13 protein-coding genes are annotated in these 13,067 nt (G+C 65.4%); 4 read left to right on the top strand and 9 right to left on the bottom strand.

The window, feature by feature from the left end; genetic code table 11:
• Nucleotides 1-11: 11 nt before the first annotated feature.
• Entirely contained in the window at nucleotides 12-1,112 is a 1,101-nt protein-coding gene (locus SARO_RS18615; protein ID WP_041551715.1) for an acyl-CoA dehydrogenase family protein, read from the top strand.
• 61 nt (nucleotides 1,113-1,173) lie between these two features.
• On the opposite strand, the gene SARO_RS18610 is transcribed toward SARO_RS18615, so the two are convergent.
• Entirely contained in the window at nucleotides 1,174-1,962 is a 789-nt protein-coding gene (locus SARO_RS18610) for a ThuA domain-containing protein (RefSeq protein WP_011906794.1), read from the bottom strand.
• Nucleotides 1,959-3,389 carry an aromatic ring-hydroxylating oxygenase subunit alpha gene (locus SARO_RS18605; protein ID WP_011906793.1) on the bottom strand — a complete coding sequence of 477 codons (1,431 nt, stop codon included), beginning with the start codon at nucleotides 3,387-3,389 and terminating at the stop codon, nucleotides 1,959-1,961. Before SARO_RS18605 ends, SARO_RS18610 begins: the two co-directional genes overlap by 4 nt.
• Nucleotides 3,390-3,544: 155 nt before the next feature.
• Between SARO_RS18605 and SARO_RS18600 the strand changes: the two genes are divergently transcribed.
• From SARO_RS18600 to SARO_RS18590, 3 genes are all read left to right on the top strand, one after another.
• Nucleotides 3,545-4,327, top strand: coding sequence for an SDR family NAD(P)-dependent oxidoreductase (locus tag SARO_RS18600; RefSeq protein WP_011906792.1), 783 nt, complete (start codon nucleotides 3,545-3,547; stop codon nucleotides 4,325-4,327).
• Between the two features lie 5 nt (nucleotides 4,328-4,332).
• Nucleotides 4,333-5,148, top strand: coding sequence for an SDR family NAD(P)-dependent oxidoreductase (locus tag SARO_RS18595; protein WP_011906791.1), 816 nt, complete (start codon nucleotides 4,333-4,335; stop codon nucleotides 5,146-5,148).
• A 144-nt stretch (nucleotides 5,149-5,292) separates the two neighbouring features.
• The gene (locus SARO_RS18590; RefSeq protein WP_011906790.1) at nucleotides 5,293-6,072 is read left to right on the top strand and encodes an SDR family oxidoreductase; all 780 of its coding nucleotides are present in this window, start codon (nucleotides 5,293-5,295) and stop codon (nucleotides 6,070-6,072) included.
• A 40-nt stretch (nucleotides 6,073-6,112) separates the two neighbouring features.
• Here the strand turns inward: SARO_RS18590 and SARO_RS18585 are convergent, their stop codons facing one another.
• The 7 genes from SARO_RS18585 to SARO_RS18555 form a co-directional block, all read right to left on the bottom strand.
• Complete coding sequence (locus SARO_RS18585) at nucleotides 6,113-6,889, bottom strand: SDR family NAD(P)-dependent oxidoreductase (protein WP_011906789.1); 777 nt, start codon at nucleotides 6,887-6,889, stop codon at nucleotides 6,113-6,115.
• Nucleotides 6,886-7,299 (bottom strand): hypothetical protein, encoded by a 414-nt coding sequence (locus SARO_RS18580; RefSeq protein ID WP_011906788.1) that lies wholly within the window; start codon nucleotides 7,297-7,299, stop codon nucleotides 6,886-6,888. The genes SARO_RS18585 and SARO_RS18580 overlap by 4 nt, the downstream gene beginning before the upstream one ends.
• Nucleotides 7,296-9,038, bottom strand: coding sequence for an FAD-dependent oxidoreductase (locus tag SARO_RS18575; RefSeq protein WP_011906787.1), 1,743 nt, complete (start codon nucleotides 9,036-9,038; stop codon nucleotides 7,296-7,298). Before SARO_RS18575 ends, SARO_RS18580 begins: the two co-directional genes overlap by 4 nt.
• A gap of 40 nt (nucleotides 9,039-9,078) precedes the next feature.
• A complete protein-coding gene (locus SARO_RS18570; protein ID WP_011906786.1) occupies nucleotides 9,079-10,425 on the bottom strand; it encodes an aromatic ring-hydroxylating oxygenase subunit alpha in 1,347 nt (448 codons plus the stop codon).
• Nucleotides 10,426-10,503: 78 nt separating this feature from the next.
• The gene (locus SARO_RS18565) at nucleotides 10,504-10,938 is read right to left on the bottom strand and encodes a nuclear transport factor 2 family protein (RefSeq protein ID WP_011906785.1); all 435 of its coding nucleotides are present in this window, start codon (nucleotides 10,936-10,938) and stop codon (nucleotides 10,504-10,506) included.
• A gap of 83 nt (nucleotides 10,939-11,021) precedes the next feature.
• Nucleotides 11,022-11,573 carry a VOC family protein gene (locus SARO_RS18560; protein WP_011906784.1) on the bottom strand — a complete coding sequence of 184 codons (552 nt, stop codon included), beginning with the start codon at nucleotides 11,571-11,573 and terminating at the stop codon, nucleotides 11,022-11,024.
• 135 nt (nucleotides 11,574-11,708) lie between these two features.
• Complete coding sequence (locus SARO_RS18555) at nucleotides 11,709-13,043, bottom strand: aromatic ring-hydroxylating oxygenase subunit alpha (protein ID WP_011906783.1); 1,335 nt, start codon at nucleotides 13,041-13,043, stop codon at nucleotides 11,709-11,711.
• Nucleotides 13,044-13,067 lie beyond the last annotated feature (24 nt).

Raw genomic sequence — 13,067 nt, 5'->3', positions numbered from 1 at the left:
AGGAGAGGGACGTGAATTTCGACCTGAACGAAGACGAGGAAATGCTGAAGGCCCTGGCCGAGCGCTTCGTCGACGACCATTACGATCTTGATCGCCGCCGCGGCTACCTGGCCGATCCCAACGGGTTTTCGCCCGCGATGTGGTCGCTGCTGGCCGAACTTGGCCTCGTCGCCGCGCCGCTTTCGATGGAGAGTGGCGGCCTTTCGCTTGATGCGACGGCAATCGCGACGGTATTTGAAGCGCTGGGTCGCGGCCTCGTGGTCGAACCCCTGACCGAGAACATCCTCGTCGCCGCGCGCCTGCTGGAACGCGTCGCGCCGGCCGATCTTGCCGAAGGGTGGATGGAATCCCTCGCGATGGGCACGCGCCGGGTCGCGCTGGCCCACGCCGAACACGGCGCGCGTGGCGGCCTCACTTTCGTCGAATGCGCGGTTCGCACCGACGGTTCGCTCTGCGGCGTGAAGTCGTGTGTGCCGGCGGGGGCGGGGGTCGATGCCTTCATCGTTACCGCCCGTGAAAGCGGCAGCGCGACCGACGAGGCCGGCATCGCCCTTTTCCTGGTCGAAGCGAACGCGCCCGGCGTCGCGGTCAATCCCTGGCGCATGGCCGACGGGTCGATCGCGGTCACGCTCACGCTCGATGCGGCGCCCGCCACCCGCCTCGTCGGCTCGCTGGCGGACGTGCGGGAGAACGACCTTCTCGCCTCGCTGGCCCGCTCGGCCGAAGCGATCGGGATCATGCAGCTCCTGTTCGACGCCACGCTCGATTACCTGCGCACGCGCCGGCAGTTCGGCGTGTCGCTGGGCAGCTTCCAGGCGATCCAGCACCGCATGTCGGCCCAGTATGCTGCCATCGAACAGGCGCGGGCCCTGCTCAATCTTGCCATGGTCTCGCAAGGGTCGGACGCATTCGCCTCCGCCGTCCACGGCCTGCGCGCCTTCGTCGCCCCGGCCTCGGTCGAACTCGGTCACGAGATGATCCAGTTCCACGGCGGAATGGGCGTGACGGACGAACTGTTCATCGGCCACGGCCACAAGCGCCTGCTGGTCCTGTCGCGCTGGCCCGAAAGCCCCGAAGTCGCGCTCGATCGCTACGCCGGGGTCCTGGCCTGACGGCAAACCGAAAGAAAGGCCGGGATCGCTCCCGGCCTTTTTCGTTTCGCTGTGCCTTTGGTCAGCCTTTGGCCGGCCGCTCCTTGAGCCAGCCGATCCCGCGCCGAAGAAGGTCGTAGAACACCGGCAGATCCCAGGCGCAACGGTCCACCGTCGGCCACCAGTCGAGCATGGGCTGGAGGTCGTAGTGCCCCCGGCAATGTCCAAGCGTGTTGTAGAGCACGCCGCCCTTGCCATGGTCCTTGAGGTACATGACCGCGTGCTTGCCGATGGCGTCCTTCGCCTCGACGAAGCCGGTGCCCTCCACCGTGCAGTCGGTCTCCAGCAGCACGTGCAGGTCGCCGTGGTATTCCATGTGATAGAGCTCGTCCGTCGTCTCGAACGGCTCCACGCCCCGCACCAGCGGATGGTCGGGGTCGGCCACGGTCACGGTATATGGCGCGATCGGCGGGTGGCTGATGAACTGGCTGCCAAGCAGGTCCATCATCAGCGGCGCCCAGCGCGGCGCATCCCACAGGTCCTTGTTCGGCCCTTCGGTCAGGAAGCGCAGCACCGAATTGGTGCCGTGCAACGCATACCAGCGCCCGCCCGCCTGCAACCAGTCGCGCAGGGCTTCCTGCGCCGTGAGCGATGGCGTCACGTCGCAGGTATAGGTGATCAGGATGTCGGCGGCGCGGATCGCCTCGATGTTCTCGTAGTCCTCGAACACCCGGGTGCGCACGGCGGGGTCTTCGGCAAGGAGCTTGAGCAGCTCCAGCCGCGCGAAGTCCATGTCATGCCATACCCCGCCGCAGACGAGGACGCAGTCGATCCGCGGAGGACGGGCTTCCTCGCTGACTTCTCCGCTCACTTCTTCGCCCCCAGTTCGCCGTTCAGGTACTTGTCCAGCGTCTGGTGGAACTGGCGGATGCGGATTTCCTGGTAGTCGCCCAGGTTCACCTCGCCGGTCTTGGATACGTGGAGGCCGTCCTGCACATAGGGCAGGTTGTCCATGTCCTGCTCGAAAACGTGGCCCAGCACGCCCAGCTCGGGCGCGTCGGTCCAGCGCTGTTCTGGCGTCAGCAGCTTCATCGGCACGCCGTGCGGCGTCGGGTCGCCCTTCTTCACGCGGGCCAGGATGCGCACTTCCATCAGGCAGGTGTCCGGCGTCTTTCCGGGGCGCCAGCGATAGACGATGTTCGGCATGAACCCGCCCCATGGCGCAAAGTTCGGGAACACGTTGTAGACGAGGCCGTCCAGCAGCTCGGCATCGGTGGCATGGTCGTGGTCATAGCCGGTCTGCGCGGTATAGCCCGCGCGCATCGCCGCACCCAGCGCGGCGCGTGCCGTCATGCCCTCGGGCACGGTCACCGCGAAGGGATCGCCCGATGCCTCGTAGTTGTCTGCGCTGCGCCCGTTGTACTTGCAGAACTCGTCGACGATCCACTGCTGCGTCTTGCCGTTCGGGTCGACGTGCGGGCTCATGATGCCGAACGGAACGTGGTTGACGTTCACGTTGTCGCCATAGGTCCAGTAAGCCGCGTTGGCATCGCCGGTGAAGGGCAGGAGCTGCGGATGGGTGACGACCGTGTGCCAGGCTTCCATGAACGCCTCGGCGGTCACCTTCCAGTTGGCCGGCACTTCCTTGGCCACCCAGATCACCGTGGTGCATTCCTCGTGGCGCCAGCGCTTGAAGAACTCGGGCAGGGGGGCGAGGTATTCCTCGAGGCTCGGCCCGCCCTTTTCCTCGCGCAGGAAGATGTAGCCGCCCCAACGGCCGACCTCGGCCTCGGGCAGCGCCATCTTGTCGGCCGACAAGTGCTTGAAGTCCCACGAACAGGGCATTCCGGCAAAGCTGCCGTCCTTGTTCCAGGCAAAGCCGTGGAACGGGCAGGTGAAGGTGTCCGCCGTCCCGTCCTCGGTGCGCAGCTTGCGTCCGCGATGGAGGCACACGTTGTGCATCGCCTTGACGCTGCCGTCTTCCTGGCGCGAGATCAGCCACGAACGGCCCGCGTTCTCGAACACGGTATAGTCGCCGGCTTCGGGAATGTCCTCCTCGCGCGCGGCAAACTGCCAGACATGCGGCCACATCCGCTCGCGCTCGAGGCGGGCGAAATCTTCGGAGGTATAGCGTTCGGCCGCGAGCGGCTCGGACCCGCGATACTGGTAGCTTTCCTCGGTCAGCATCGCCGGGGCAGGGCGCGAATCCTGCGCCAGCAGTTCCTGCCAGCTGATCGCTTCGCAGCGGGCCTTTCCGCCCTGATGACCCTTGGCCACGTTCGGATCACTGTCAGCCATTTTTCCGATTCCTCACCCACAATTCAGTCATTGCTGCCGGTTTTGCCGGTCCCTCGCGCGCGCGTCACCTTGCTGAAAGCATAGGTTGCGCGCTTGGCCGCGCGGCGTCACCACTCAATGCATAATTTCATGCGGATTCTCGCGGGAGAGAACAATTGTCCAAGAGGCTTGAAGGCAAGGTCGCCCTCATCACCGGCGGCACCACCGGCATCGGCGCGGCTACCGTCGCGCGGTTGACCCAGGAAGGCGCGAAGGTCTGGTTTACCGGATCTAAGGAAGAGGCAGCCGCCGCGCTTTGCGCAGAAACCGGCGCCGTGTTCCGCAAGCTGCGCGTGCAGGATGCCGCGGGCTGGCCCGGCCTCATCGACGAGATCATCGCCGCCGAAGGCCGCCTTGACATCGTCTTCGCCAATGCCGGCACCGAAAGCGGCGATGGCAGCATCGAGGACGTTTCCATCGAGGGCTGGGACAATGTCGTCGCGGTCAACCAGACCGGCGTCATGCTCACCGTGCAGAACGCGATAAAGGGCATGAAGCGCAATCCCGAAGGTCCGCGCGGCTCGATCGTCATCAACTCCTCGATGAACGCCACGCGCCCTCTCGGCAACTACGTGACTTATTCGGTGACCAAGGCCGCGGTCTGCGCGCTGGCGAAGTCTGCCGCTGTCCATTGCGGCCAGCAGGGCTATGCCATCCGCGTCAACGCGATCCTGCCCGGCGTGGTGGAAACCCCGCTGATCCAGCAGATCATGAACGCCCAGCCCGATCCGGCAGCGGCCCGCGCCATGTACGAAGGCATGGCCCCGATGAAGCGCATGGCGCAGCTCAACGAAGTGGCCGGTCTCGTGGCCTACCTTTCCAGCGACGAGGCCGGGTTCATCTCCGGTGCCGAATACGCGATCGACGGCGCGACCACCGCCGGCATGATGGGGGTCTGAAGAACATGGAATTGTCCGCACAGCGCCTGAAGGGCCGCGTCGCTTTCGTCTCGGGCGGCCTTCGCGGCATCGGCCTCGCCTGCGCCGAGCGCTTCCTGGCCGAAGGCGCCGAAGTCGTCCTGTCGGACCTCGACGCCGAAGCCAGCGATACCGCGCGCGACGTCATGGCCCGCCTCGGCCAGGCTGCCAGCTACATCAGCGCCAACGTCGCAAGGGAAGAGGATTGGGAGCGCGCGGTCGCCCTCGTCAAGGAGCGCCATGGCAAGTGCCATGTCCTCGTCAACAATGCCGGCATCGATCTCACCGGCCCTGTCGAGACGCTCAGCATGGAAGGCTGGCGGCGGATCATGTCGATCAACGTCGACGGCGTGTTCCTCGGTACGAAGCACTTCGTTCCGCTCATGGCGGAAAGCGGCAAGGATTTCCGGGGCGGTTCCTCGATCATCAACGTCAGCTCGATCATGGGCCTTGTCGGCATGAACGAGGTCTCGGCCTACAACGCCAGCAAGGGCGCGGTCCGCCTGTTCACCAAGGGCATCGCGATCGAGTTCGCCCAGAAGAAGACGCCGATCCGCGCCAACTCGCTGCACCCCGGTTTCGTCGAAACGCCGCTGCTAAAGGCCGGTTTCCAGCGCTGGGTCGACCAGGGCTTTGCCGACAAGCCCGATGATCTCGTCGCGGGCGTCGTCGGCGCCACGCCCATCGGCCGCCTCGCGCAGCCGAGCGAACTGGCGTCGGCCGCATTTTTCCTCGCCAGCGAGGATTCCAGCTACATGACCGGCGCGGAGCTGGTCATCGACGGCGGCTGGACCGCGCAGTGATGCAGCGCTGACCCATCAACACTCACTTCGTCATGCTGAACATGTTTCAGCATCCATGCTTGAGCCAACGCGGTCCGTGCGTGTTGCGAGATGGACCCTGAAACAGGTTCAGGGTGACGATCCTTCAGAAGGATGCCGCTTGAAATGACGATTGCTCTCAACAATGTGGTCGCCGTCGTCACCGGCGCGGCGGGAGGCATCGGCCGCGAACTGGTCAAGGCGATGAAGGCCGCCAACGCCATCGTCATCGCCACCGACATGGCCCCCTCGGCCGATGTCGAAGGCGCGGACCATTATCTCCAGCACGACGTGACGAGCGAGGCCGGCTGGAAGGCCGTCGCGGCGCTGGCCCAGGAAAAGTACGGGCGCGTCGATGCGCTGGTGCACAACGCGGGCATCTCGATCGTCACGAAGTTCGAAGACACTCCGCTGTCCGATTTCCACCGCGTGAACACGGTCAACGTCGATTCCATCATCATCGGTACGCAGGTCCTGCTGCCGCTGCTCAAGGAAGGCGGCAAGGCGCGCGCAGGGGGCGCCTCGGTGGTCAACTTCTCCAGCGTCGGGGGCCTGCGCGGCGCGGCGTTCAATGCGGCCTATTGCACCAGCAAGGCGGCGGTGAAGATGCTCTCGAAGTGCCTCGGCGCGGAATTCGCGGCGCTCGGCTACAACATCCGCGTCAACTCCGTGCATCCGGGCGGCATCGATACCCCGATGCTCGGCTCGATCATGGACAAGTACGTCGAACTCGGCGCTGCCCCCTCGCGCGAGGTGGCCCAGGCCGCGATGGAAATGCGCCACCCGATCGGTCGCATGGGTCGCCCTGCCGAAATGGGCGGCGGCGTGGTCTATCTCTGCTCCGACGCAGCAAGCTTCGTCACCTGCACGGAATTCGTGATGGACGGCGGCTTCAGCCAGGTCTGATGAAACGGGGGGTGGGCGGCCCGCGCCCACCCCGAACCCGCTACCGCGTCAGGTAGCCACCTTCGACCGCGAGGCTGTGCCCGGTCACGTAGCTTGCTGCATCGGAACAGAGCCAGGCGCTGGCCTCGGCCACTTCCTCCGGCTTGCCGAAGCGCCCGAACAGGCTCAGCGCCGGGGCGAAGTCCGCTTCGGTAAAGCCCGTCGTCTCCAGCGCCCCGCGCAGCATCGGCGTGTCGATGGCGCCGGGCAGCACGGCGTTCACCCGGATGCCGCGCCCCGCATATTCGAGGCTCCCGGTCTTGGTCAGGCCGATCACGCCGTGCTTGGCCGCGACATAGGCCGCGTTGTTCGGCTGCGGGCGGAACGAGCTGACCGATCCGATGTTGACGATCGACCCTGGTCCCTCCTGCGCCAGCATCTGGCGAATCTCGTACTTCATGCACAGCATGACCGACCGCAGGTCGACGTTCAGCACCCTGTCGAACACGGCCATGTCCGCTTCGTGGATGGGCAGCACGTCGGGCGTTATCGCGGCATTGTTGACCGCGCAGTCCAGCCTGCCGAACGTGGCGACGGTCTCGGCGACCAGCGCTTCGACCTGAGCTTCGTCCGACACGTCGGTACGCACGGCGTGGGCGGTGCCGCCATCGGCGCGGATCGTCTCGACGGTCGCGGCGGCGGTGTCGGGGTTGATGTCCGAAACGACGACCCTGGCCCCCCGCGCGGCGAGCAGGCGGGCAGTTGCAGCGCCCATGCCGACGCCTGCGCCGGTGACGATGGCGACTTTCCCTTCAAGGAAAACCTGGTTCGGATTCAAGGCTTTGCTCCTTCGGCAATCCATTGGCGGATTTTGGCGATGTCTTCGGCGGCCAGCGGAAGTCCGCCGAACGGCATCTGCGAGCCCGACCCGCCATGGTCGATGTGCGTGCCTTCAAGCTTCATCACCAGATAGGACTTGTCCGGCTCTCCGGCCGTCACCCGCATGATCGCGGGCGCTTCCTGCGAAGGCTGGCCTACAAGGAACCCGATGGCCGCATCCCCCACCAGCGACATGCCGCCCGCTTCCTCTCCGGTGAGATGACATGTCGCGCAGTTCTGCTCGAGGATCGGCACCACGTCCTTCTGGTAGGAAACGGCAGGCTGGTAGGAAGCGGCCGGCGCGGGCTCTTCCGCCCGCACCGCGCAGGCCAGCGCCAGCAGGCCCGCGCCGAGGATCACGGCTTTCATGCCGACACCGCGTGCTTGCCCGCGATGTAGCCGAAGGTCACTGCCGGACCGATTGTGCCGCCCGCGCCGAGATAGGCCTGCCCGGTGGGCGCGGCGATGCAGTTGCCCGCGGCGTAGAGGCCGGGGATGGGCTGCCCGTTCGCGGCCAGAACCTGCGCATCGGCATTGATCTGCGGCCCGCCCGCCGTATCGAGCGTACCCGGGGCAAGGATCAGCGCATAGAACGGACCCTTGGCGGCGAAGGGGTGCATCGTCTTGTTCGGATAGGGATTTTCAGGCTGCGCCGTGCCGGCGCGACGGGCCGAGAACAGGAGGTGCCATTCGCGGTCGTAGAGATACTTGCCACGCCCGAATTCCGGATCGACGCCTTTCTTGGCATAGGCGTTGAAGCTCGTGATCGACTGCTTCGCGTTGCCAGCGAACTCCGGCGCAAGGCGCACGCCGCCGGTGCGGTCCTGCCACTGGGCGAGCTGGGCGTCGATCTTGCCGAAGACCTCGTCCCACGTCGCGCCTTCCACAAGGTGCGGCTGCTCGGCCTTGTTGACCGGGAAGGGGAAGGCCCCGCCGAAGGCATCGATGCTGCGTTCGTCGAACAGCATGAACATCAGGTGGTTCGGGTATTCCTCGTGCGCCGGGTCGTAGCTGAAGTGCGCCTGCGTACGGTCGTTGTAGTCGCGCTTCTCGTTGACCACGCGCTTGCCGTATTTGTTGACGAGGATCATCGAATCCCCCGGCAGCACGAATGCGCCCAGCCCGATGCCGCGCGTCTTCAGCGCCTCGCCCAGCACGACCTGCGTGCGCCAGCCAAGCCCGAGATTGCCCATCATCGCGCCGGCTTCCTGCGCGATCGGAATGAAGTCGCCGGTCGATCCGGGCAGCGAGCACGATCCATAGACCGCAGGCTGGTGCACGTCGCATAGCTGGACGTTGTGGCTATACCCGCCGGTGCCGAAAACGACGCCCCTGGCGGCCCTGATGCGGATGGTCTTGTCGCCCTGCCTCGCCTCGACGCCGATGACCCGGCCCGATGCGTCCTTGACCAGCTTGGTCACGCGGGTGCGGGTCAGGATCGGCACGCCCTTGCCCTTCAGATAGGCATGCATCTGCGAGGCAAGGCTGCCGCCGCCCTGCGTCGACCCGGAGCCGACCGCCGGCTCCAGCGCGCGGCCAGTCGGCACCTTGTTCTCGGGCAGGTGGTCGGCATAGTCGGGCGCGGGCTTGTCCACCTGGAACAGGCGAAACTGCTTGAACTGCACCGCGCCCAGTTCGCGCAGGTGATCGACCGCCGCCGAACCGTGATCGTAGAACGCCTCGACCACCTTGTAGCGGTTTTCGTCGAGGCCCAGCGTCGGGCTGTTGGGGTTGTACTGGCGCGGATAGCCATAGCGCACGGTGTAGCGCAGCGCATCGGCCTTGGGGTCTTCGATCCCCTGTTCGCGGAACACGAAGTGGTTGAAGATCCAGGTCACGCCGCCCGACTTGGCGGTGGTGCCGCCAAGGATCGGCATCTTCTCGACCATCATCACCTTCGCGCCCGCCGCCAGCGCGGTGACGGCGGCCGTTCCCGCCGCCGCGCCGCTGCCGACGCACAGGACGTCGCATTCATGGTCCCAGCCCGAAGCGGGCGCGTCCGCAGCCTGTGCCGCCGTGGCGATGCCGCCGGTCGCGGCGACCGCCGCCGCCACGCCTGCTCCGGTAAGCATCTGCCGGCGGTCGATACCCTTGGTGGGCTGGGTCATGTCATGCTTCTCCCGTCGTTCTGTCAGTTGCGAGGGCGGCTCAGCGCCGCCCCTCGATGTAGTCGTTGATCACTTCGTGGAACCTGCGCACGCGCGTTTCCTGGCCGGCGAGGTAGGCATCGTCATGGCCGAGCGAGTGCAGCCCCTGCTGCTGCGTCACCGCCACGTCGAGGTCCTGGATCAGGAAGTCGCCCTGCGGAATCTCGGCGCTGTAGGCGGTAAAGTCGCCGGTCTGGTGCTCGGCTTCCTTCCACGGGCGCAGGCCATATAGCGTCGGCACATCCGCTCCGCCCGCGACTTCCGGCGCAAGGTACCAGTAGTCGAAGGTCGACCAGTTGGGGTCTTCCATGTCCGGCTCGGTGCGGAACACGTGCAGCCCTTCAGGCGTGCCGGTCAGCGTCAGGTTGGGGAAGCAGGTGTGGTGGAACTGGTCGGTCAGCTCGTCGTCGGTCAGTGCCGCGAAATGCGTGAATCCGCGTGCCGGCCCCAGCTTGCGCCGCGCCTGCTGCAGGGCCAGACGGCCTTCCTGCGCGCGTCCTTCGAACTCGGCGGGATCGAGGTCCCATTCCTTGAGCACCTGCGCCCACAGCGGCTTCATCTGCTGGGCATCGGGATAGCGGCTCGATGGCTGCAGCTTCTCGATCATGCGGTTGTGCCCGGTGGGGTACATCTCGAACACGGTGGTCGAGTAGTGATCGTCGATCATCCCCTCGAACTGCGGATGCACGGCGGGGATGTGGTAGGCCTCGTTGAAGTTGTCGGACGCGAACTTCCAGTTGGTGTTCACCCGCAGCGTCCGCCACACCACGCGCTTCCAGTTGGCGAGATCGCGGTTGCCGAGCAGCGACGGGATGGGATCGAGATATTCCATCAGCGGCACCGCGTTGGGATCGAAGCTGTAGAAAACGAAGCCGCCCCAGGTCTCGCACGGGACTTCCTTCATCCGCAGCTTGCCGCAAGGGCTGCCCTGGGGGAAATCCTCCTCGTCCTGCACATGGTCGAGCGCGCCGTTTATGTTCCACTTCCAGCCGTGGTAGGGGCAGGTGAAGTGTTCGCCGACACCGCCTTCTTCCACGGTGACGAGGCGATTGCCGCGATGGCGGCAGACGTTGTGGAACGCGCGGATGCCGCCGTCCTTCTGGCGGACCATGACCACCGACTGGCGCATGAAGTTGTGGGTGATGAAATCGCCCGGCTCTTCAAGCTGCGCCGTGCGCCCGCCGACGTGCCACACGCGCTTCCACATGTGTTCCCATTCCTTCGCGGCGAATTCCTTCGACCAGTAGCGGTCGCCGGTGATCGCATCGCCGCGCGCGGCGGGAAACTGCGCGCGGGCATCGGTCGGGTAGGGGGCATCGGTTTCGGGGACCTGGATGTAGGTGGCCATGACAAAGCTCTCCTGCAATCCGGCGATCTCCCCGATGCGCCGGATGGGTTGGTTGATCGTATTGTCGTTTTCTTGTCGTTACTTGGCGTTATCGAGCGTGCCGGAAAGCGGCATCAGGAAGTCCATGGTATAGCGCGTGGCCTTCCAGCCCTTTTCCGTGCGGCGCACCTCGAAGAAGTAGCGGCCATTGACCGTCACGGCGCGCCCGTCCTTGCCCACGCCCATGCCGATCACATAGGCGCGCATGGATGCGGTATCGCCCTCGTACCCGGTGACCGCGAAGTTGGTCAGGTAGTGCGCGTGGTGCGACATGTTGGCGAAGACGTTGGTGAAGAACTCGCGGATGCCGGCGTGGCCGACCTGCGGCGTCAGGCCGATCCCGGAAAGGTCGAACACCGCGTCCTCGGTGAAAACGTCGAGCACCGCGTCGATGTCGCTGACCGTGTCGACCGCGTGGGCATAGGCGATCATCAGGTCCTGAATGGCAAGGCGATCTTCGATCGGGCACTGCATTTATACAATCCTCTCAAACACTTAGAACTTTTGCGCAAATGTTTCCCCGGGGAAACATTTGAAAGAACATTTCGTGAACAACGTTATCCGAACAGGGGCCGGATGGGGTCGGTCACGCCGTCCCAGGCAGCAGCGCCTTCGGCAATCCGCGTGAAGGCCGAGGTCTGGTTCTCGTCCTCCTCGACGATCTCGATCATGCAGCCGAGCGCCGCCGAGGTGTCGACGTAGCAGAAGCGCATCGCGCCGAACTTGCCGTCGATGGCGACCGCGAAGCCCTGGTCGACATAGCGCTGGCGACAGGCATCGTAGTCGCCGGTGTAGATGCAGAAGTGGTGGAAGCCGGTCTGCCCCTTGGCGATGGTGTCGCGATAGGCGCTCGGGCGGTCGCAGTGCTGCTGGATCAGCTCGATCTGGATGCCGCCGGACTGCGCCAGCGCGACCGAGAAGTCGATGCCCTCGGACGGCGCGCGGCGATAGGTCGCTTCGGCCAGTTCGATGTGCGGGACCATGAAGAACGGACCGATCCCGGTCGCGGCAATCCAGGCCTTCGCGGCGGCTTCCACGTCCTCGACGATGAAGGCTGCCTGCATGACGTGGGGCCCGACCTGGCCGGGGGTAATGGTAGTGCCGTTCATCGTTGTCCTCTCAATTCCGTACTCAACTCTCTTCGGTCGTCATTGCGAGCGTCGCGAAGCAATCCAGTGCGGTTTGCCCATGCTCTGGATTGCTTGGTCGGCTTCGCCTCCTCGCAATGACGAGAGAAAGGCGCTCTATTCCCGCGCCTTGGTCGGGTGGCCCAGAACCATGTCGTTCAGCTTCTCGTGGAAGCGCTGCACGCGCTTTTCCTGGCCCGGAAGCAGGCAGCCCTTGAAGCCGCGCGAGTTGAGGCCCTGTTGCTGGGTGGTACCGATGGACAGGTCCTGGTCGGCCACGAAGCCCAGCGAGACGCCGTCGCCATAGACCGAGTGGCGATGGATCGCGTCGTGCCGCAGCGGCGCCGGCCCCACGGGGGTGACGACCTCGGCCATCTTCGCGTTGGGCGGATAGAGGCACCAGTGCTGGAACACGCACTTCTCCGGGTCCGTCGGATGCGGTTCGGTGCGCAGGATCTGGCACTGTTCGGGCGACATGGTGATCGTCAGGTTGGGGAACAGCGTGCAGTGGAAGTAGTCCACGAGCTGCTGGTCGGTCATCGTGCTGTAGTCATAGCCGGCTTCGGCGCCGCGTTCGCGCTTGGCCTTGATCACGGCCTCGCGGATATCGGCGGTGCGGCCGCGATATTCCTTGGGATCGATGCCCCAGGCTTCCGCCGCTTCGTAGAGGCCCGGTGGCACGTCGCCACTGACGTAGTCCTTGCGGCTGGTGGCCTGGTGGCCGATCATCCACATTGCGTTGTGGCCGTTCTCGTACATCTCGAACACGGTGGTCGGCAGGCCATCGTTGATGAAGGTGGCGAGTTCGGGGTGGATCGTGGGGAGGTGGTAGCTCTCGTTGAAGTTGTCGCGGATGATCTTCCAGTTGAAGTCGCAGTCCGCCGAGACGTTGAGCACGCGCACCCAGTTGTCGAGCTTGTAGCCGGCAAGGCGCTCGGTATAGGGCCACAGCCATTCGTGCAGCGGGGCGACGTCGTCGTCCATGCACCAGAACACGAACGGGCCCCAGGTGTCGCAGCGCAGTTCGGACAGCGTGACCTTGCCGCAGGGGTTGCCACCGGCGAAATCGTCCGGGTCCTGCACGTGGACCAGTGTGCCGTCGGGATCGAACTGCCAGCCGTGATAGCCGCAGGTAAGGCGCGGGGCCGAACCTACGTCGCCCAGGACGAGGCGGTTACCGCGATGCGGGCAGGTGTTGTAGAACGCCTTCACGCCGCCATCGGCCTGGCGGACCATGACGACCGATTCCTTGCCGAAGTTGTGGCGGATGAAATCGCCCTCTTCCTCGAGGTCCGCCAGCACGCCGCCAAGGTGCCAGACCTTGGGCCAGAGGTGCTTGTTCTCCAGTTCCATCCACTCGCGCGTGATGTAGCGGTCGGCGGTGATCGTGTCGCCGCGCACGGCAACGTCGAACTCCGGGGAGTAGCGGGAAATCTTGTCCTGTGCGGTCATTTCGGCGTCCTCGATCGTTTGGAC

This window comes from Novosphingobium aromaticivorans DSM 12444 (genome assembly GCF_000013325.1).
GTDB classification, from domain to species: Bacteria; Pseudomonadota; Alphaproteobacteria; order Sphingomonadales; family Sphingomonadaceae; genus Novosphingobium; species Novosphingobium aromaticivorans.
This window is presented reverse-complemented; position numbering and strand designations above follow the sequence as displayed.

Excerpts from the sequence above, each read along its gene's own strand:
- SARO_RS18605 (WP_011906793.1), bottom strand. The coding sequence starts at position 3,389 with ATGGCTGACAGTGATCCGAACGTGGCCAAGGGTCATCAGGGCGGAAAG.
- SARO_RS18595 (WP_011906791.1), top strand. The coding sequence starts at position 4,333 with ATGGAATTGTCCGCACAGCGCCTGAAGGGCCGCGTCGCTTTCGTCTCG.
- SARO_RS18590 (WP_011906790.1), top strand. The coding sequence starts at position 5,293 with ATGACGATTGCTCTCAACAATGTGGTCGCCGTCGTCACCGGCGCGGCG.
- SARO_RS18580 (WP_011906788.1), bottom strand. The coding sequence starts at position 7,299 with ATGAAAGCCGTGATCCTCGGCGCGGGCCTGCTGGCGCTGGCCTGCGCG.
- SARO_RS18575 (WP_011906787.1), bottom strand. The coding sequence starts at position 9,038 with ATGACCCAGCCCACCAAGGGTATCGACCGCCGGCAGATGCTTACCGGA.
- SARO_RS18570 (WP_011906786.1), bottom strand. The coding sequence starts at position 10,425 with ATGGCCACCTACATCCAGGTCCCCGAAACCGATGCCCCCTACCCGACC.
- SARO_RS18565 (WP_011906785.1), bottom strand. The coding sequence starts at position 10,938 with ATGCAGTGCCCGATCGAAGATCGCCTTGCCATTCAGGACCTGATGATC.
- SARO_RS18560 (WP_011906784.1), bottom strand. The coding sequence starts at position 11,573 with ATGAACGGCACTACCATTACCCCCGGCCAGGTCGGGCCCCACGTCATG.
- SARO_RS18555 (WP_011906783.1), bottom strand. The coding sequence starts at position 13,043 with ATGACCGCACAGGACAAGATTTCCCGCTACTCCCCGGAGTTCGACGTT.